The sequence below is a fragment of the Neobacillus sp. FSL H8-0543 genome, from assembly GCF_038592905.1.
GTDB lineage: Bacteria > Bacillota > Bacilli > Bacillales > Cytobacillaceae > Neobacillus.
This window is the reverse complement of record NZ_CP151943.1, coordinates 5,043,898-5,063,244: the sequence shown is the minus strand read 5'-3', so window position 1 is coordinate 5,063,244 and position 19,347 is coordinate 5,043,898. Positions and strand designations below refer to the sequence as shown.

General features: G+C 41.8%; 18 protein-coding genes and 1 riboswitch. All 18 genes read right to left on the bottom strand.

Annotated elements, in window-relative coordinates; translation table 11 throughout:
* Nucleotides 1-2 precede the first annotated feature (2 nt).
* Nucleotides 3-1,067 carry an iron ABC transporter permease gene (locus NSS81_RS25020; RefSeq protein WP_342431310.1) on the bottom strand — a complete coding sequence of 355 codons (1,065 nt, stop codon included), beginning with the start codon at nt 1,065-1,067 and terminating at the stop codon, nt 3-5.
* The gene (locus tag NSS81_RS25015; protein WP_342431309.1) at nt 1,033-2,031 is read right to left on the bottom strand and encodes an ABC transporter substrate-binding protein; all 999 of its coding nucleotides are present in this window, start codon (nt 2,029-2,031) and stop codon (nt 1,033-1,035) included. The genes NSS81_RS25020 and NSS81_RS25015 overlap by 35 nt, the downstream gene beginning before the upstream one ends.
* Before the next feature lie 184 nt (nt 2,032-2,215).
* Nucleotides 2,216-2,418: riboswitch (cobalamin riboswitch) on the bottom strand.
* Between the two features lie 233 nt (nt 2,419-2,651).
* Nucleotides 2,652-3,503, bottom strand: coding sequence for a DegV family protein (locus NSS81_RS25010; protein WP_342431308.1), 852 nt, complete (start codon nt 3,501-3,503; stop codon nt 2,652-2,654).
* Nucleotides 3,504-3,659: 156 nt separating this feature from the next.
* Nucleotides 3,660-4,103 (bottom strand): cell wall hydrolase, encoded by a 444-nt coding sequence (locus NSS81_RS25005; protein ID WP_342431307.1) that lies wholly within the window; start codon nt 4,101-4,103, stop codon nt 3,660-3,662.
* Between the two features lie 167 nt (nt 4,104-4,270).
* Nucleotides 4,271-4,924 carry a DsbA family oxidoreductase gene (locus NSS81_RS25000; protein ID WP_342434140.1) on the bottom strand — a complete coding sequence of 218 codons (654 nt, stop codon included), beginning with the start codon at nt 4,922-4,924 and terminating at the stop codon, nt 4,271-4,273.
* Between the two features lie 231 nt (nt 4,925-5,155).
* Complete coding sequence (locus tag NSS81_RS24995) at nt 5,156-6,412, bottom strand: MFS transporter (RefSeq protein WP_342431306.1); 1,257 nt, start codon at nt 6,410-6,412, stop codon at nt 5,156-5,158.
* Between the two features lie 612 nt (nt 6,413-7,024).
* On the bottom strand, nt 7,025-7,897 hold the full coding sequence (locus NSS81_RS24990; RefSeq protein WP_342431305.1) for an alpha/beta hydrolase: 873 nt from the start codon (nt 7,895-7,897) through the stop codon (nt 7,025-7,027).
* Between the two features lie 86 nt (nt 7,898-7,983).
* Nucleotides 7,984-9,090, bottom strand: a complete 1,107-nt coding sequence (locus tag NSS81_RS24985) for an NAD(P)/FAD-dependent oxidoreductase (RefSeq protein WP_342431304.1) — start codon at nt 9,088-9,090, stop codon at nt 7,984-7,986.
* Between the two features lie 183 nt (nt 9,091-9,273).
* Nucleotides 9,274-10,029, bottom strand: a complete 756-nt coding sequence (locus tag NSS81_RS24980; protein WP_342431303.1) for a GntR family transcriptional regulator — start codon at nt 10,027-10,029, stop codon at nt 9,274-9,276.
* Nucleotides 10,022-10,714 (bottom strand): 3-oxoacid CoA-transferase subunit B, encoded by a 693-nt coding sequence (locus NSS81_RS24975; RefSeq protein ID WP_342431302.1) that lies wholly within the window; start codon nt 10,712-10,714, stop codon nt 10,022-10,024. Before NSS81_RS24975 ends, NSS81_RS24980 begins: the two co-directional genes overlap by 8 nt.
* A complete protein-coding gene (locus NSS81_RS24970) occupies nt 10,707-11,402 on the bottom strand; it encodes a 3-oxoacid CoA-transferase subunit A (protein ID WP_342431301.1) in 696 nt (231 codons plus the stop codon). The genes NSS81_RS24975 and NSS81_RS24970 overlap by 8 nt, the downstream gene beginning before the upstream one ends.
* A 16-nt stretch (nt 11,403-11,418) precedes the next feature.
* On the bottom strand, nt 11,419-12,369 hold the full coding sequence (locus tag NSS81_RS24965; RefSeq protein ID WP_342431300.1) for an MBL fold metallo-hydrolase: 951 nt from the start codon (nt 12,367-12,369) through the stop codon (nt 11,419-11,421).
* Nucleotides 12,370-12,382: 13 nt separating this feature from the next.
* Nucleotides 12,383-14,083, bottom strand: coding sequence for a CocE/NonD family hydrolase (locus tag NSS81_RS24960; protein WP_342431299.1), 1,701 nt, complete (start codon nt 14,081-14,083; stop codon nt 12,383-12,385).
* Nucleotides 14,084-14,148: 65 nt separating this feature from the next.
* Complete coding sequence (locus NSS81_RS24955) at nt 14,149-14,565, bottom strand: OB-fold domain-containing protein (protein WP_342431298.1); 417 nt, start codon at nt 14,563-14,565, stop codon at nt 14,149-14,151.
* 3 nt (nt 14,566-14,568) lie between these two features.
* Nucleotides 14,569-15,732: a thiolase domain-containing protein gene (locus NSS81_RS24950; RefSeq protein WP_342434139.1), complete on the bottom strand. Its 1,164-nt coding sequence runs from the start codon at nt 15,730-15,732 to the stop codon at nt 14,569-14,571.
* Nucleotides 15,733-15,774: 42 nt separating this feature from the next.
* Nucleotides 15,775-16,776 (bottom strand): phosphotriesterase, encoded by a 1,002-nt coding sequence (locus NSS81_RS24945; RefSeq protein WP_342431297.1) that lies wholly within the window; start codon nt 16,774-16,776, stop codon nt 15,775-15,777.
* Nucleotides 16,777-16,797: 21 nt separating this feature from the next.
* On the bottom strand, nt 16,798-17,838 hold the full coding sequence (locus tag NSS81_RS24940; protein WP_342431296.1) for a phosphotriesterase: 1,041 nt from the start codon (nt 17,836-17,838) through the stop codon (nt 16,798-16,800).
* A gap of 295 nt (nt 17,839-18,133) precedes the next feature.
* Nucleotides 18,134-19,330, bottom strand: coding sequence for an FAD-dependent monooxygenase (locus tag NSS81_RS24935; RefSeq protein ID WP_342431295.1), 1,197 nt, complete (start codon nt 19,328-19,330; stop codon nt 18,134-18,136).
* Nucleotides 19,331-19,347: the final 17 nt, after the last annotated feature.

Genomic DNA, 19,347 nt, shown 5'->3' with positions numbered 1-19,347 from the left:
TTCTATCCCCTCCGTCCCACTCTTTCTCTAATCAATAATAGTGCGAAGACTGGTGCACCGATCAATGCGGTAATAACGCCAATCGGTAATTCCTTTGGAGCAATAATTGTTCTCGAAACTAAATCAGCTAAAATTAGAAAACCACCGCCAACGAACATCGATAATGGAAGGACATAGCGATGATTCGGGCCGGTTACTAGGCGGACAAGATGTGGAATAACGAGTCCAACAAAGCCAATCGATCCTGATACAGCTACTGCTGCTCCCGTAAGTAAAGAGGCACCAATTAAGATATAGGTTTTCCCTTTTTTTACATCCACACCGATATGATCTGCAGCATCCTCCCCCAGGGCAAGCGCATTTAACTCCCGATAGTGAACGAACAATATAATCGAACCAAGGAGCATAAATGGTACAATCAGCTGGACATGGCTCCATCCTCTCATGCCCACATTTCCATATAACCAATAGATAATTTGTGACATCGAATCTTGATCACTTAATGAAATAATCAAAGACACAATCGCTCCAATAAAGGCACTTACAATTATCCCCGCCAAGATGATGGTTTCAATTGCTAAGCTCCTGCTGCTTAATCGAACAAGGCCAAATACAATAAGCAGTGTTAAAAAGCCACTTAAAATTGCAACGACCGGAAGCGTAAAGTTCCCAATACCAACAATGGTAACTTGAAAAAACAAAACGAAAACGGCACCTAGAGAAGCACCAGAAGACACCCCAATCGTATACGGGTCTGCTAATGGGTTGCGTAAAAGCCCTTGAAAAGCGGAACCCGCTAAAGCAAGGGATGCACCAACACAAAATGCAAGAAGCACTCTTGGCAGACGGATATTCCAAATAATCATTTCTTCATTTCTCGCGATATCTTCAAGCCAGCCAAGGCTCAAGGATTTATCGATGATGATATGTAATATAGTAGAAACTGGGACTTGGACACTACTTATTAATAAGCCAAGGAGGGCTGTACTAAGTACAAACCCACCACTTAGAAGATACAACCAAGCTATTTTATTATTTAAAAATTTCAGGGTAGATAAGTTCCGCAAGTGTCTCGACTCCTTCAATTAAACGAGGACCTGGTCTAGTAACGGTATCGCTATCCACATCAAACACCTGTTGTTTTTTTAGAGCGGGCACTTCCGCCCATCCCTTACGAGCTAATACTTGATCTTTTGGATTTTCTACATAGTATCCATAAGTAGTAATGATGACATCAGGATTTAATTTGACGATCTCTTCCTCCGTCAGTTTTACCCAGCCCTCGTGCTCCTCTGCAGCGTTCGTAGCTTGAATCGATTCGAGCATTTCATGCATAAATGTGTTTGTTCCTGTTGTAAAAATATCTGGTGCCGGTGAAACCTCCACCCAGACTTTCTTTTTATCGGTAATCTCTTCTGCTGCTTTTTCTTTGATGGCACTTAAACGCTGCTTCATATCAGAGATGATTTCGTTTGCTTCTGTCTCACTTCCGGTAGCTGTACCAATCATGTCAATATTTCTATATACATTTTCAAATGAGGTAGCACTTCCAATCACAATCACGTTAATACCAGCATCTTCAAACTGTTGTAGCGTTTCTGGGTGCGTCTTGTAATGATAGTCTGTCACAAGAGCCATATCCGGAAGAAGTGTGAGAACGAGTTCTACATTGATATCCTGTGCCCCTACCTTTTCTTTTTCCAGCGCTTCCGGTGGGTAATTATCGTAATCTGAAACACCAACAATCTGATCACCTAATCCAAGGGCAAAGGCAATCTCTGTACTACTCGTTTGAATGGAAACAATGGTTTCCGGTTTTTCCTCAATTGTCACCTCTCTGCCTGCATCATCTGTAAGGGTAATTGGAAAGGACTGTGCGCTTTTCTTATCGATTTCTTGTTGAGAAACCTCTTTCTCTCCATTTTTTTCATTTTGAGTGGTTTGCTTTTGTGTACCACAACCTACAATGATCACCATACTTACTAGAAAAACAGCACTTAATAAACCCCATTTTTTAAAAAACGCCTTCATTACTTTTCCTCCTTCTCTTTTTGAACACAAAAAAAACGCTTTTCCTGTAGAAAGCGTCGAGTAAAGGCATGTTATCATACTTGTCTAGTAGATAGTATGTATAAACTTGCAATCTTTAATATAAATAATAAAATACCTACAATTAAGAGATTACCTGCACTTTAAACATTCCTTTCCTCGAGGAAGCTTAAACAACATAATAGGCAGGTTTCCTGACTTACGAATCAACGGTTGGTTATTCCTTCCCATGCAATACACACACAGTGGATTTTTTATAACCTTCCTACTCGCTTACAGTGGCGGGACCGTGTTGGACTTTACACCAACTTCCCTCTTAGTCTTACTATTCATTAGGAACAGTAAGAAACCTATTTGTTTAATATTCATTTTTTTGTTTTCTACTAGAGATTATTGCACACCCTTTTTCGTTTGTAAATGAAATAGACTGAAAATTATTTTATTATAACTATTCAGGACTCATTTATCGTCATTAAGTTCTAGTTCAGATATAATTGCATTTTTCACGGTTTGGTTATATTTATTACTGCCAAAAAGGCTAATTAGAATACTTTCCAAAACAAATTTTTTATTCCTCATTCCGAAGAACAGACTTTCCGTTCCTACACTTCCAAGCCTGCGATTCCAAAGCCTCCAGGTCCAGCGTGTGTAGAAATCATCGCGCCTGCTTGAACCCACTTTACATTTTTGAAGCCTGCTTCCTTTGCATTACCTTCCATCCTCTGCTTGATCCCTTCATCAAGTCCAATCGAGTATATTAAGTAAAGTTGTTCTCTATCAATATCATATTGATCTAAGTAATCTTGCATCAGTTTTTCTGTAACGACATCCATTTTCCCGCGGTACTTTTTGGTTGAAACAAGATTTCCGTCAATCAGCTCGATCCGGGGCTTTATTTTTAACAATGCCCCACCGAGATATGCTAAATTACTAACACGCCCTCCTGCTCTTAAAAAATCTAAGCTTCCTGGAACGAATGCAAATCTTGTTTTAGGTATCATTGACTCAATCAAATCAACTAATCGAACAGGTTCTATCGTTGGTTCATTCTCTAATATGGCAACCGCATACATCACAATGGTCATTAATCCGCCAGTTACATTCAAAGCATCAATTAGAAAAATATCCTCCAGCTCTTCTGTTGCAATGATGGCATTTTGAAAGGAAGAAGAGGCCTTTGATGTATAACCAATATGTATAATGATGCAATCAGGATAATCACTTTTTATCTTTGTGAAAAATTCATGGTATTCATGTGAATTTGTCGACGTGGTCGAGGGTATTTTTTTTGTCCGCTCATAATAATCATAGATATCTGTTACAGGTAAAGAACCATCTAAATAATCCTCCCCATCCATGATCACGTGCATCGGAACCACTTTCACATTGTGTTTGTTAGCTAATTCTACCGGTAAATCTGCACCACTCTCTGTCGTCAAAATAATTCTTCTCATAAATCTCCCCCACTTCTATATTAAAAGCCGTTACTTTTAATTATGTATATTAAGTTCTACTCTACTATACATGAAAACGCTATGATTAACTGCATGTTTTCCCCTTTAACTAAATTTCATCATAATGTAAAAAAAAGCTTACTCAAAAGAGTAAGCCTAAGGTCCGATATAAACACTTTCACATGTTCCTGGTTTTGGTTCATAATAACAATGCTGTTTAAATTGACCAGACTGAGGTTGATCGTACCAGGTAGGAGGACATGGTCCATATGGATTAAAATACCAAAGCGAATATTTTGATGGGTGTTCTCTCCAATAATCCAAATTTTGTTTTGCTAATCTTTTTTCAGCAGTTCTCGCTCTTTGATAAAATACATTCCCTTTTTGGACAGCTTCAAAAGAAAAATTTCCTCCTTGTACCTGGAAAATCACATCATTGACTGTTCTTACATCTTTAAAGTCTATACAATCTGCTTTCACACGATTAACAATTACATTTCCCACCATTAACATTCCTTGTTTGCCTTCACCTTCGGCTTCCGCTCTCATCATCCTTGCCATTAAATCAACATCTGAATTTCGGTAATTAACTCTTGGCATTTTTTCACCCCAGAAATATAGTATGAAAAAAAGACTCTTTTAATGTCATTGTTCAAAAATAAGAATGCGAAGTTATCAGTCCAAGCACAAGGCTGTCAGGTTTAAAAAGCTTGTTATATCAATAACAAAGGACTAACAAAATTTGTTAGTCCTTTTTGGTTGCATTACTATTTATTAGGAATTTCGCAGCCATCATCATCACAGACTGTACCATCTTGATTATTTAAAATGGTGATTTCATCCTCTGAAATGATTTTTTCTAGTGCCTGAACAAATGTCTCAGTTGGCTGAGCACCTGTAAGGGCGTATTTTTTATTAATAAGAAAAAACGGGACACCAGTAATCCGGTACTGTTTAGCTGTTTGTTCATCAGCACGAACAGCATCTGCCATCTCATCACTTGCAAGCATTTTTTCTACAGCTTCCCGATTCAAACCAACCTCAGCTGCCAACTCTGTTAAAGTTTGATGATCTCCAATGTGTTTGGATTCAGTAAAATAGGCATGTAAAATTCGTTCGGTCATCTCTTTCATTAATCCTTGTGTTTTTGCAAACATCGTCAAACGGTGAGCATCAAAGGTGTTCGTTAGAATCATTGTATCCATTTGATATTCTAATCCAACTTCCTTTGCCATTTGTACCACGTTCCCCGTATTTACTTTTGCTTGAGCAATACTCATTCCATATTTTCGGGCTAACATTTGGTACATATTTTCTTTTATATCGCGTTCTGCTGTCGGATCCAGCTCGTAGCATCTATATGTTACTTCAATGGGATGGTTAATCTGTTTAATGGCGTCCTCCAGACGCCTTTTGCCAATATAGCAGAATGGTCAAGCAAAATCAGTCCACATTTCAATATGCATAATTTTTCCCTCCAATTTCGTTTTTCTACTTTAGTATAGGGGATAAGTTTGTATTTTACACACGATTTGATTCGTGGCCTCAAGTACACCTAGTTTCTTTGATTATGTAGACAGGATCCCAGAGCAGCTTTATGAAAAATCAGCCCGCGTCTTCTCAGAAGAGGCGGGCTAATTCAAGCTTTAAACTTATACTACAGGAACATTTTTGTTGGCTTCTTGCTCTGGCGTTAATTGTACTTTAGCTGGTGCTGTTTCTTTATAGAAGAATGTTAATAGAAATGCAATTACCCCTGCTGCAGCAGCTACGTATAGTGGTGTTTGAATACCATAAATGTCTGCTAAGCGCCCGTTAATCATTGGATTTAAGAAACCACCGAAGAACTCACCAACACCGATCGTTAACCCTACTGCAAGACCTGAGTATTGCAATGGAGCAGACTCAACAGGAATAACAGACATAGACATACCAATTACTCCTGAACCAGCTGAACCGATGAATAAAAGAAGCATCATTAAAGGTATGGAATCTACAAATACGATTGACAGCGGTACAAGAATTAACAACAATCCAGAAAGGGAAGAAGCTGGTTTACGGCCAGTACGCTCTGAAAGCGTTGGAATCAAGAAACCGAAGATGGCATAACCAACCCCGAATGATGCCATAACGAAACTCATGGTTGTATCAGATAAACCTTTTGCTTGTACTAAATAGGTTGGGCCAAAAATTTGGAATGCCATAAGCACTGTCATCACTAAGCTAAAAACAATAACGGATAACCAAATATTACGGTGTTTAAGAACATCTTTTATCTTCACTTTTTCAGATGATTTTGTTTCATGCATAAAATGGAACTTCGCTGGGTCTGGATTTTTCACTTGTTTTAAAATGAAGAAACTTAAAATAAGCCCAGGAATAATCGTTAAATAAAACGCAATATGCCAGTCGAATTTTGTTGCTAAACCAACGAGTAATACAGGCGCCAAAATGCTTCCGAATAATGCATTACTTGTGTTCATTGTGAAGCCTAGGTTGAACCCGCGGCGACGCTCTGAAGATTCCATTGCTAAAATGGATTGTGTCTGAGGAATCAGCGGACCTTCTACTATACCCATTAATAGACGTAGCACGAATAACATAATGAATGTTTGTGCCAAACCATGCATTAATGAAACGAAGGAAAATAATAAAACTAAAACGGCTAACATGGCTTTCTTACTTTTCACTTTATCCGAGATAAAACCGCCTAACGGACCAGACACTGACCAGGTTAACGCAAGACCTGCACCTAATAATCCTAATTGTGTATAATTTAGTCCTAAATCTACAGAAATCATTGGAAATAGATAGTTAATGGCTAGACGGTCAAAGAATACAAATCCGACTGTGAAGAAAAAGATTAATACTAACTTATTTTCATAACTCCAAAACTTTTTATTTTTCATTAGATAAACACCCCTTTTAAAAATTGGATTTATGTTCTGAATATTGAGAATATTTTTGGTAACTCTATCCTATTTCACCCTGATTTTTTGACATACAGTAATACTATTTGTCTTTAAAAACCCTTATTAAAGACAAATCTTTACTTGTCTTACCGTGTTTTGTCTTTAAGAACCCTTATTGAGGACAAATCCTTATTTGTTTTGTCTTTAAGAACCCTTATTAAGGACAAATCCTTATTTGTCTTAAAGTGTTTTGTCTTTAAGAACCCTTATTGAGGACAAATCCTTATTTGTCTTAAAGTGTTTTGTCTTTAAGAACCCTTATTGAGGACAAATCCTTATTTGTCTTAAAGTGTTTTGTCTTTAAGAACCCTTATTGAGGACAAATCCTTATTTGTCTTAAAGTGTTTTGTCTTTAAGAACCCTTATTAAAGACAAATCCTCCATTTACTTACCGTGTTTTGTCTTTAAGAACCCTTATTAAGGACAAACCTTTAGTTGTTGTATCAAGATTTGTCCCCAAGTATAATTTCTTACCGAATTAACAACAGAAATTAAAGGAGCTTAGAATTTAAAAATTCAGCTGTACGTTTATAAACGTCTTTGTATTCATCAAGATGGGTAAACTTTCCTAAGAAGCCATGTAGCACCTTCATATCGTTTTGTTTCAACCTGGACACCACATTTTTTTAAGTTCTCTGCAAAGAGTTCCCCTTCATCACGAAATGGGTCATACTCTGCTGTAATGACAAGTGCCGCTGGAAGGTGTTCTAAATTTTCTTCTCGAATCGGTGAAACAAGCGGATGATCCGTATCTACATTTCCTAGCAAATAGAATGAGTTATGTTCAGCTAATTGATCACTTTCTACGAAATAACCCTTTCCATTCTCCACTAGTGATGGGTAACGAAATTCACTGAAGTCGAGGTCAAGGGATGGATAATATAATACCTGTTTCGTAATGGTAAACTCCTTTTTGTCACGGGCCATTAAAGAAACGGCAGCTACTAGGTTTCCACCCGAACTATCCCCTGCAATGGCGAGATTTTTCCCATCCCATTTTAATTCGTCTTTATGTTCTGTCGCCCATTTTGTCACATGATAGCAATCTACTAATGCAGCAGGATATGGGTGTTCAGGAGCAAGTCGGTAATCAATGGATATAACTTTATAGCCGGATTCCTTGCAAATCGGGCGAACAACTTCATCATGACTTTCTAAATTTCCGGTGAAAAATGCGCCGCCATGAAAATACATGAGAAGTGGATACGAATCGGCTTCCTTCGGCGTATAAATTCTTACTAGGATATCTGCTTCAGAAGTCGGAACAGTTCTTTCTTCAACAGCATGGACTTGAACTCGTTTTTCAACAGGTAAAACTGGTGCATTGAACATTTTTCTATGTTCTTCTGGAATGATTTTCGGTTTTGAGTCGGACTGGGGAATAAAATCCAAAATCTTTTTTATCTCGGGATGTACAGGCATTTGCAATAACCTCCGTATTTCAATCCATCCCTTATTTGATCAAAAAGGGACGGAATATTTCAATTCTACTTAATACTCTGAAATTCTTATTCAGAAGTCTTTTCAAAAAATTCTTTTTCTGGGAAAAAAGTTTCTTCCTTGTCATTATGGAATTGGCGAGATAAATTTTGAAATAAATGACAAACTGGTTTTCTTAGACTCTCATACTTTTGTAAAGCTTCTGCAACGGAATCGGCTTCTAGTAAACATTCAGCCAATACTCCTGCATCTTGAATAGCCATATTTGCCCCTTGACCTTGGTTATGAAGCATTGAATGTGCAGCATCCCCAAGCAGAGTGATACAACTATTACTCCACTGATGTACTGGATCAATATCGTATAGTGCACGAACATCCCAATAATCTATATTTTCCGCAATCTTCTGGAGGTCCGGATGGAAGTTCTTTAATTGATTGAGCATGTCTTCTTTGGGTACTTTCGGTCTCCCAGTAGGGTCATCGTGTGGTACGGTAATATCGACGGATACTTGATTCCGATATTTTAGCGGTAACAAATAGATATTGACTTTATCATTTGCGACAATTCTCAGTGTGTCTCCAGTAGCCAAACCATATGTTTCATCCACATTTACAAGAGCCCGATAGGCATGATAATGGTGGAAAACCGGTTGAGCTTGGCTGAAAAATAGCGAACGAGTGAGGGAACGAATCCCATCTGCACCAATGACCAAATCAGCTTCTACTTTGACACCGTTCTCAAACTCAATTACTGCATAATCATCATGGCGAACGATGTCTTTACATTTGTGATTCAAATGGAGGCACTCCGATGGAATTGCATTAATCAACGTGTCGAGACAGTCTGCACGATGAATCAATCTCGCCCATTTTTCATTCGTATCATCTGTTAATGCTGGCCATTGTTCCTTAAGTAATACTTCCGCTTGATCTGAAAGGATCTCTATTTGGACGCTTTTATGGGTTACTCTCTCGATTTCCTCCAAAAGCCCCCATTCCTTGTAATAATTGATGGATGGCGGACGCAAACCGATACCTGCACCTACCTCTGTTATAGCTGGAGCTTGCTCATAAACATTGACATTGAATCCTGCATGCCGTAAAGCTACTGCCGCTGATGCCCCACCAATTCCCCCACCAAGAATAGCAATTCTTAAATTTGACTTTGAATTCATAAATATTTCCCTCCCCAGTTTTATCTAATAAATTTTATAAAAATAAAGTGTGTAATAGGTGCCTCCAAATATTGGTCCTACTTCCCATTACTGTAGCAAACACTAATACAGTTACAAACGTTTAAATTAAATCGCTTTCATTTATGGAATAACAACAACAAACTCCAAAACCTTTTGAGAATGTCACCGGTTCACCGTGAAAGAGAACTTATAATCATCGGATCGATGAATAGCCCTTCTCCAGCCTATGAGTCGATCATTTCGCGTATATAACTTCGTCTCTATGACGAGAATAGGATCGCCATTTTGAACATTCAAAAGCTCTACCTCTTCAGGGTTCGCACAGGATGAAAAGATTTGATGATCACCACGAGAAATGAATATACCTTGTTCGCTCTGAAGGAGTGCGAAGATGCTGTCAACCGTCTCAAGCTCCCGTTTAGTAGGGTGGAAATCCTCCGATACGAATAGATTTGTCTGCGCCCAAACAAGTGGTTTCTCTTTAAGCAAAATTAATCGAGAAATTCTCAAGACCTTATCAGTCGGATCAAGACCAAGATTAGCGCACAGATTCACTGTGGGTAAGACACGATCTATACCTAGTATTTTCGAAGTGCAATCTAAACCTTGATCGCGAAGGAAACCAACTAGTCCTCCTAACTCTAACCCTGGAGGTCGTACGGGAAGATCCTGAACAGGGAAGGTGCCCTTCGCCCGCTCTCGGTAAACATACCCTTCATCTGTTAGCTCCTTCAGTGCCTGACGAACAGGTGCCCGACTCACGTGGAAACGCTGAACGAGATCCTGCTCGGTGCTAAAAGGGCGACCAGATTCACCGTTAGCAGCCTGCAGCTCCTCAATCAATATTTCCTTGATTTGTTTATATAGAGGCACCGATGAGCTACGGTCGATGCTAGGTTTTTTAGCATGCCTAATCATTGTTGTGGAGTGTCTCCTTTTGCAAGCTAGCTGCATGAATCTTAATTGGTGCAGCAGTATGTTCCTGCAGGTATTCGAAGGTAACACCTGGAGCTAGTTCTTGGACGACAAGGCCCTCATCTGTCACATCAATCACCGCAAGGTCTGTATAAATCCGGTCTACACAGCGTGGCGCTGTCAGTGGATACGTACATTCTTCCACGATTTTCGATTCTCCCGTTCTCGTGCAATGCTGCATACAGAGGAAGACACGCTTTGCTCCAACCGTCAAATCCATCGCACCTCCAACACGGCCAAGCGGATCGTTCGGGACCTTCCAACTTGCAAGATCACCGTACATCGAGACTTGAAAGGCGCCAAGTACAGCTGCATCAAGGTGACCGCCGCGGATCATTGCAAAGGAGTCTGATTGTGAGAAGAAGCAGCCACCTGGTTTTAATGTAATTGGTTCCTTACCAGCATTCACAAGGTCCATATCCTCTTCACCCGGTTCTGGTTTTGGCCCGAGCCCAAGAAGACCATTCTCACTATGCAAAATAATTTCCCGGCCTTCAGGAATGACATCAGCCACAAGTGTCGGTATTCCAATTCCAAGATTTACGAACCATCCATCATCTAAGTCTTGAGCTACTCTAGAAGCTAAGTCTATCTTTGACCATCCAACCTTCTGTTTGTCCTTACCCATTTACTTCCACCCGCCCTTCATTCACGGCTTCCAATTTTACTAAACGATGGACAAAGACGCTCGGTGTCGCAATGTTCTCTGGATCCAATCCTCCGACTTCCACAATTTCATCCACCTCGGCAATGGTAATGCGTGCTGCTGTCGCCATGACCGGGTTAAAATTACGCTGTGTCTTATTGTAAACAAGATTCCCCCAGCGATCGGCCTGATGTCCCTTGATAAAAGCGAAGTCACCAGTGATGGCATGCTCTAAGATATGCAAACGGCCATTGAACACACGCGACTCTTTGCCTTCTCCAAGTTCTGTGTGCGCTGCCGTCGGTGTGTAAAAGGCTGGAATCCCTGCACCGCCAGCTCGAATGCGTTCTGCTAATGTTCCTTGCGGAGCAATTTCTAGCTCAATCGTGTTTTTCTGAAGACGTGCAATCAAATCGTCAGCATGCGGACCGACAGGGAAAGAGCAAATGATTTTCTTTACTTGATTATTGCTGATTAGTGCGGCAACACCATCGCTAACCGCACCAATATTATTTGATACAACAGTCAGATTCTTTGCTCCCTGTACAACTAAGGCAGCTATCAGTTGGGATGGCAGTCCGCTTCCCCCAAATCCTCCAACAAGGAGCGTAGCTCCATCGTGTACATCGGCAACGGCCTTGGCAGTATTTTCAAACCTCTTCTGGATCATTTAGATTTTCCTCCTTTCATTTAATATGTGAACCGATAAGTTCTTCATAGTACCCATTCATCGTTACAAAAAACGCACAAGGCAAATTCCTTGGGTCACCTGTATAGCCAATTTCGGTTGCAATTAATCCAAACGGTCCATACAATTCATGCATTTCAGCAGGAATTCCATTCGTTAAATGGCGCTTTACCACATCACTCAAGTTCGCATCCCTATCGAGACTTGCTTGTAATAGGGCTGCTACTTGCTCACCTTCAATTTGAGCACTTTGCATTTCGCCATTGAGATTGCGGAAGGGATGGCCTAAAAATAATCGTTTAGGACGAACTTCTTCTAACAAACGGCGTACACTTTTACGATATAAAGTTGGTTGTTCAATGGTTGGTAAGCCGCTAAAACCACCGTACATTTGTACAGCATCTGCTGCGAATGCCCAATTTAAGCCATCCAATACAAATGATACGGAGCCAATGGAGTGACCTGGCGTTTCAATTACTTTGAACGTGATATCGCCTCCAAGATGGATAGAGTCACCTTCAACAACTTCCATATTTGGTTCAATATTTCCGCCAATATCGGTTGATAACATGGTGATATGTTTTTCCTGGATTGCAGGATCGATGATGTATTTCCCCTGCAGCATTCTGTAATCAGCAATATGTTCATTCCTGTCACGCAATAGCCTAGCTTCTTTTTTTGGAATGACCACTTTAGCGTTTCTCCCTGTTTTTTCCCAAACAGCATATGCACCACCGAGATGATCCACATGACCGTGCGTCAATAAAATCCAACGAATATCTTCTATACGGATACCATGTTCAGCTAAAATTGGCTCAATGTCTTTTGCTGCAGAGACATTTACACCGGTATCAATGATTGCTGGTTCTGGAGCATCCACATAATAGGCAAATGCAGAAATGGGACCAAATTTACATTCAATCGGTATCACTCGAACAGCACTTGTCATGTTTTCCACCCCCTTACTTCGTTTGTGTAATATCAAATTGTTTAGGAATTACCGGCAAAACCAAACGTGATCGATGCTCACTATCACGATAGATTTTGTGTGTTGTGGCACGTCCGCTTGGCAGGTGATAGCTATCAGGCGGCAATAATTTTGCATCCTCCCCATCGAGTGGTTCGTTACATGCAAGTTCTAATTCCATCTGATGTCCTGGCTTAATTAAGAATGAGAATGGATATAAGCGAATCGCATACTCGTTAATTGCTCCAGGTGTTACTGGTACCGCACGGGTATGAGGATGCCAAGGCTCTCCATTGGTTGATTTTTCTTCATTTAATTCACGATGGGAGGCTTTTAAATAACCTGATGTCATTAACGTCCGTTTGCCAAATGGATTAACATCATAAAGCTTGGCAATGAAATTTGTATCCTCTGTATCGATTTCTGCATGAATAATTAATGCCCCTGTCCCAGTCATTTCTACTGGCTCGAGGAATTTATCACTCGTCCATTTAATCTTTTCTGACGTGGTTGTTACGGTTAATGGTGCTTGGTAGAAGCCATCTGGATGGGCATATTTAGATGGTAACGGCTCGGACTTTTCGCTAATTTTATGGCGAGGACGCAAGTAGAACTCTTTCTTTTCCTCGTATGGCAATGGCCAATGATCTTCCTTGCGCCATTTGTTTGAACCTTCTACAGAGAACTGAACGGTTGGCTCATCCATAATTCCATTTTCAATGCCTTTTAACCAGTAATCATACCAACGGAACATTTCGTCATGATTTTCATGGAATGGACGCTCTAACATCGGCGGAAGCGCTTGGATATCAAGCTTTTTTATACCTGAAACTTTGTGGAAGCATTCGATAGTGCCTTCAATGTTCCAACCACGGCCCCATTTTGCTTGGAAGTAAGTGGGGATTTGTACTTTATGTGCCACTTGTATCGCACTGTTTTCTTGCCAGAATGGTCCATCAAGTGGATTTAATAAGTAATCCATCCATAATTCATGACGATCCTGATAATGTAAAAGGTGAACGAAATCTGACCAATGGGCGATATCCGGGTCATTTAACCGCTCAAGTGTCTTTTCTTTGAGCTCCTCTGGCGAAAAAACTTTCGAACTCTTACTAGCTACGTTATTAAAGGCGTTACCGCTGTCGCCACCGCGACCTTCACGAGAAGCACGAGGCATTAACCACATAATCCCGCCATGATAGCAAAGTTCATAAAGATCGAAGTGTCCTCCGTTAGCGAAGATTGCTTTTAAGTGGGGCGGCTGCTCCGCTGCACCTAAAATTTGAACCGAGGCAAAGTATGAAATACCGATCATCCCGATGTTACCATCGCACCAATCCTGCTCAGCCATCCATTCAACGAGGTCGTAGATATCTTTACCGTCGCCATGACCGCCTGAATTGTAGTTACCGCACATTTCACCTTCTGAGTGACCTGTACCGCGTACGTCCGCGATAATATGCGCATAGCCATGTTCAACAACGGCACGGATATCGCCAGCTTCAATCGCACCATTCCACAGATGGCTTGGTCGCGCTTGCGGCGGCAGTGTTAGCGCTTGTGCTTGCAGTTCCTTCCCATACGGACTAATCGCAAGCAACGCTGGGATTTTTTCTGCTCCGTCTGGAAGGTAGATATCCGCAGCGATATGTACGCCATCACGCATTGGAATGCGTACGTTCTTAATGATTCTCATATTATTCGCTCCTCTCTTTGAGTAATTCTAAGTATGTTAAAATTTATCAAACTATTAATTTGTGCTTAATAACCTTTAATAGGAGTAAAGCATGGTATAAACGGACCTGGATGATCTTGGTCGCCGCTTTGCTTGAAGGCCACTTTTACCTTTTGATTAATGTGCACTGTATCGAGATCACAGTCGACGATATTGGTCATCATTCTGGGACCTTCATCGAGTTCAACGAAGGCGATGGCATATGGGACGCCTCTCCGCATCACACTATAGGTGTAAATACTGCCCGTGCCGATGGCTTCTACCCAACTTGTTTTGTCACTGCTACAAAATGGGCATAACACCCGCGGGTAATAGTGATACTCTCGACAAGAATCACACTGTTTGATAAGGAGTCTTCCTTCTGCCGCAGCATCCCAATATTCTTTATGTTCTGGATGAATCTCAGGGACCGTCATCATTCTATCTTGATAGGTAGTTCCCATTCTTTACACCCTCTCCATAATAAGTGTGCTACTGCCGTGACGGCTTGCTAGTCCACCACCCGTACCGTGAGCTAACGCGAGATCACAATTTTCCACCTGGACTTGCGGGTGTGCCTCGCCGCGTAGCTGGCGAACAGCCTCGATTACTTTTACGATGCCGCCTCGACTTGCTGGATGATTGTTATTCAACCCGCCGCCGTCTGTATTAATCGGTAGCTTGCCAATACCTGAAATCAGGTTCCCATCAGCGACAAACCTGCCGCCCTCACCCTTTTTACAAAATCCTAGATCTTCCAGCTGCATCAGCACCGTAATGGTGAAGCTATCATAAATGGACGCATATTTAATATCTTGAGGTGTAACCCCAGCCTCCTTAAAGGCTCTTGGCCCTGACCAAATAGCGCCTGAATACGTCAGGTCGGTTTTGCCGCCAAGTAATCCTTTCGGCGCTTCGCCTGCGCCCACCACTCGGACAAGTGGACGTTTCAGACTTTTGGCAATCTCAGGACTAACTACTACTAATGCACCGCCGCCATCACTTACAACACAGCAATCCAATCGGTGTAAGGGATCAGCAATCATCGGGGAAGTAAGCACGTCTTCCACAGTTACTAAATCGCGGAGCATGGCATTGGGATTGTATTGTGCATGATGCGTTGCTGCCACCTTGACCCACGCTAATTGCTCGCTAGTCGTGCCGTATTCATGCATATGTCGCATCGTAGCCATGGCATATTCGTTCACAGCTGTTGGTCCAAATGGGAGTTCAAACGGTGTATCCGGAACATTTGCACCAACTAACTTCTGTTTCACACCACTTCTGCCTTCTGAGCGCGGACGGCCTGCCATTGTTATTAACGCAACATTGCATTTACCTGCTGCGATTGCCTGTGCCGCATGTGAAACATGGGCAATGTACGAGGAACCACCAATGTCTGTCCCATCAAAATGCCGTACATTAATGCCTAAATAATCGACCATTGACAGCACACCACCAGGAGCATCCCCAGCACAGAAATAACCATCAACATCTGCTAGTGATAGTCCTGCATCTTCTAATGCACCTTTTGCACATTCGGCATGTAAAGCAGCAACAGATTTATCTGGAGCTTTACGTGTTGGATGCTCGAACGCCCCTGCAATAAAGGCCCTTCCTTTTATCGTCATCAATAGTAACCTCCCGTAGAAAACGCTATTCGTTTTTACCTATTAACGAGATTCTTGCATCGTACTTCCTAACAAAGGTTTGAGATCTTGCGGTTCTTGCATGGTTAAAAATCTCGTAGGATTGTGTACTAAAAGTTGCTCAATTACTTCTTCACTGACTCCTGCTTTACGCAGATCCGGTAAGAATTCTTCGAATAAGTAGTTGACTGAATGTCCTTTTAATCCAGGCCAGCCAAGTGCACAGCAGTTGGCATCTGCAGAAATAAGTGCGGTATCTACAAAACCTTTATCAAGGAAACGGAGGAAATGATCCACCCGATCTTGGCGAGGACGTGACCAATAGGGTGCGCCTTCCATCTCACTGTCATAGCCGATTGTATCGAAGCCAACCCAGCCACCGTGTTTGGCAATCAAATTATCACGTTCTTCATCCAGATACCCACCATCATCCGCATGACCCATAAGGACGCGGTCAAGTGATAAGCCTTCTTCATCGAAAATGGCAATGGCTGTTTGGGCATCTACGCATAAATGGGTAATGATTGGAACACCTGTTTTTAATGCTGCTCGTGCTGCCGCACGATAAATCCGTTTATCCAACTCGCTAAGCTTGCCACCGCGGCTTACACCCACTTTGATAGCACCTGCTTTAGCGCCCGTCCCGTCAATACCAACCGTAATTTCATGGATGAATAAATCCATCAGATACTCGACTGATTTGTCACGGAAATACGGAAGTGCTGAGTCACCTGCTACAAATCCTGTAACAGCAATGATATGAACACCGGTTCTGCGTGAAAGTACCTGAAAATATTCAACATCGCGTCCGTTTCCGATTCCTGTACAATCTACGAAGGTTTTACCGCCGTGCTCACGGAAGCGACGCAGCTTTTCTATTGTCACTTCAAATGCTTCTTCAGGTTTTTTCCACCATTGTGTATCAAGATCACATCCCGGTAGACCGAACCCAATATGCTCGTGCACTGCAATAATCCCTAAATCTTCTGTCGGGATTGGGCCTAAAACCGTATTTACCTTACCCATTTATTTATTCACTCCTTACGTTTAGTTTTTCTTTGCTATCCCAACGGACTCTTTTTCCGCTCCTACTGCTGTTCCAACAGTTAGTACACGTTGCGGGTTAACTTCTAATAAAGTGCGAACTTGTTCGTCCGTCACGCCTGCTTTCTGTAAAAGCGGTACGAAGGTTTTCAGCAAATAATCATAGCTAATGTCCTTTGCTTGATGACCTTTGGCAACACCCACCGCATTCGTTGAAATGAGTAGAGAATCGCCAAGACCTTCATTTAATAGTTCGATAATTAATAGAACACGCTGTTCATCGTTCACATAGCCTTCCGATGTAGCCCAGCCAACATGATCTAATGCCACCATGGCACCACGACGGGCAACAGCAAATGCTTCCCCGCGGCGGGCCGCATCAAGACGGTCAAGGCCGCCGATGATGACACGGCTTGGTTCAATGCCTTCAGCTAATAAAATTTCTAGATCATTAACAGCATCTTCGCCGTATTGAACTGATACAGGGACACCAGTTGCGAGAGCCGCTTGTGCTGAACCTCGGTAAAGATTCGTTTCTTTTTCGGTAATTCCACTTTGACTTGCGATTGACGTCACTATGCCAGCTAGACCTGAACGTTCAATTCGTGGTACAACGATTCCTTCTGTCACCTCTTTTGCGAACAAATTAGCAAATTGTTCTGCAGACCAAGGTGTAGGCGGGTTTTTTTGCGGGGTAATAAAGTACCCGCTTAACATCGGCTCTGGTCCTAAACCAGTTGATGCAACGATATGGACACCTGTTGTTTTAGAAAGTGTTTCGTAAAGTTTTACATCACGGCCATGAAACATTCCACTGCGATCAACTATCGTCTTGCCGCCAACTCGACGAAACTCCGTTAGCTTTCTTTTTAAAATGTCAAAAATCTCACTTTTGTCCATATTTATTTCAGGCGCATATTCCGCGCCAGGCACGACAGAAAGAAGTGATTCATGAATAAGTACAACACCTAATTCATCTGCTGGCACTAGTCCAAGAACCGTACGAGCAACACTGGTATTTTTATTGTGTAAATTGTCTAGCATGGTAAAACCTCCTATCCTTTAGATCGTTCCTCACCTTAGAGGCGTGGAAAACTATGAGTTTGTGAATGTGATATTGTTATATTGTTATACCAAAGACGGACGTCGCTAAGTTTTAAAACTGGCTGTTGATTTCCGCTCCAGGCACTTCGCTTTCCGCGGGCGTGCCGGGGAGCCTCCTCGGCGCTAGAGATAAGCGGGGTCTCCCCAGCCCCGTACTCCCACATGAGTCTTGTGCCCTACGCTCCAATCAACTTGGTTATAAAATCAACAATAACTATCACATTGACCTTTTTAATTAACTATTAACTTTTTCCAGATGCTTTTTATAGCCATAGAGCCAGTCGATCATTTCGAATTCCTTCGCTTCTTTTTTCTCTAGAAGTGTATTTCGGAGCAAAATGGAAATTGGATCTGTGGCGTGAATAATTCCGCCCCAAGTACGGGCACTTCTTTGAACCCTTGCCGTACGCGGGATTCTTTCCTCTTGGTAAGCTAGAAATGCCTGATGAAAGTTCTCCCCATGTTCTTTAAGCATATCTGCTAGATAAGAAGCATCCTCTAATGCTTGACAACCACCCTGGGCCAAGTATTGAAGCATTGGATGTGCGGCATCACCTAGAAGCGTAATATTTCCCTTTGTCCAGTTCGCAATCGGTTCACGATCATACATTGGCCAGCGAATTTGGCGCTGAATGAAGGATAAGGCGGTTTCAACAAGCGGGTGACAACCTTCAAACACTTGATCCATTTCTTCAGGAGTTCCCCAGTCATCAGAATCTTCCTTATAATTATTGCTTTTGAAGACAACGACTTGGTTATACAATTCACCCCGGCGGACAGGATATTGAACGACATGAAGATTCGGTCCAATCCACATAATCACGTCATCCATATTTGCATCTGAACTAATTTCAGAAATATGAATCGTGCCGCGGTATGCTACATAGTGAGAACAGATTGGCTGATCATCAGAAAAATATTTACGCGTTTTTGACCGAAGACCATCTGCTCCGATAACGGCTTTCCCCGTAAATTGTTCTCCATTACTATTTGTAACCGTCACACCGTTCTCACTCTCTACTACCGTTTCGACAAACTGGTTGTTTACTAGAGTGATAGATGGATTTTTTTCACATGCTTCTAACAAGACTCGATGTAAATCCGAGCGATGCAAGACAATGTATGGATAACCATACTTTGCTTTAAATTCATCGCCTAAATCTAAAACAGACAATTCCTTTGCGGTATAAACATCCTTTAATACAAGCCGTTTTGGAAAAACAGCGTATTTTTCAATTTCGTCAGCAAGTCCGAACCGGTCAAGCACGGCCATTGCATTTGGTCCCATCTGAATACCTGCGCCAATTTCTCCAAATTGAGGCGCAGATTCAAGCACCATGGTTTTTTGACCAACCTCAGCTGCTCCAAGGGCAGTTGCTAGTCCCCCGATTCCGCCGCCAATAACTAGTATTTCCTTTTCTTGATTACCCAATTAAGTCACCCTCCTCG

Excerpts from the sequence above, each read along its gene's own strand:
- NSS81_RS24980 (WP_342431303.1), bottom strand. The coding sequence starts at position 10,029 with ATGATTAGGCATGCTAAAAAACCTAGCATCGACCGTAGCTCATCGGTG.
- NSS81_RS24975 (WP_342431302.1), bottom strand. The coding sequence starts at position 10,714 with ATGGGTAAGGACAAACAGAAGGTTGGATGGTCAAAGATAGACTTAGCT.
- NSS81_RS24990 (WP_342431305.1), bottom strand. The coding sequence starts at position 7,897 with ATGCCTGTACATCCCGAGATAAAAAAGATTTTGGATTTTATTCCCCAG.
- NSS81_RS24960 (WP_342431299.1), bottom strand. The coding sequence starts at position 14,083 with ATGAGAATCATTAAGAACGTACGCATTCCAATGCGTGATGGCGTACAT.
- NSS81_RS24970 (WP_342431301.1), bottom strand. The coding sequence starts at position 11,402 with ATGATCCAGAAGAGGTTTGAAAATACTGCCAAGGCCGTTGCCGATGTA.
- NSS81_RS25005 (WP_342431307.1), bottom strand. The coding sequence starts at position 4,103 with ATGCCAAGAGTTAATTACCGAAATTCAGATGTTGATTTAATGGCAAGG.
- NSS81_RS24940 (WP_342431296.1), bottom strand. The coding sequence starts at position 17,838 with ATGCTAGACAATTTACACAATAAAAATACCAGTGTTGCTCGTACGGTT.
- NSS81_RS24945 (WP_342431297.1), bottom strand. The coding sequence starts at position 16,776 with ATGGGTAAGGTAAATACGGTTTTAGGCCCAATCCCGACAGAAGATTTA.
- NSS81_RS25010 (WP_342431308.1), bottom strand. The coding sequence starts at position 3,503 with ATGAGAAGAATTATTTTGACGACAGAGAGTGGTGCAGATTTACCGGTA.
- NSS81_RS24985 (WP_342431304.1), bottom strand. The coding sequence starts at position 9,090 with ATGAATTCAAAGTCAAATTTAAGAATTGCTATTCTTGGTGGGGGAATT.
- NSS81_RS24965 (WP_342431300.1), bottom strand. The coding sequence starts at position 12,369 with ATGACAAGTGCTGTTCGAGTGATACCGATTGAATGTAAATTTGGTCCC.
- NSS81_RS24995 (WP_342431306.1), bottom strand. The coding sequence starts at position 6,412 with ATGAAAAATAAAAAGTTTTGGAGTTATGAAAATAAGTTAGTATTAATC.
- NSS81_RS24950 (WP_342434139.1), bottom strand. The coding sequence starts at position 15,732 with ATGACGATAAAAGGAAGGGCCTTTATTGCAGGGGCGTTCGAGCATCCA.
- NSS81_RS24955 (WP_342431298.1), bottom strand. The coding sequence starts at position 14,565 with ATGGGAACTACCTATCAAGATAGAATGATGACGGTCCCTGAGATTCAT.
- NSS81_RS25015 (WP_342431309.1), bottom strand. The coding sequence starts at position 2,031 with ATGAAGGCGTTTTTTAAAAAATGGGGTTTATTAAGTGCTGTTTTTCTA.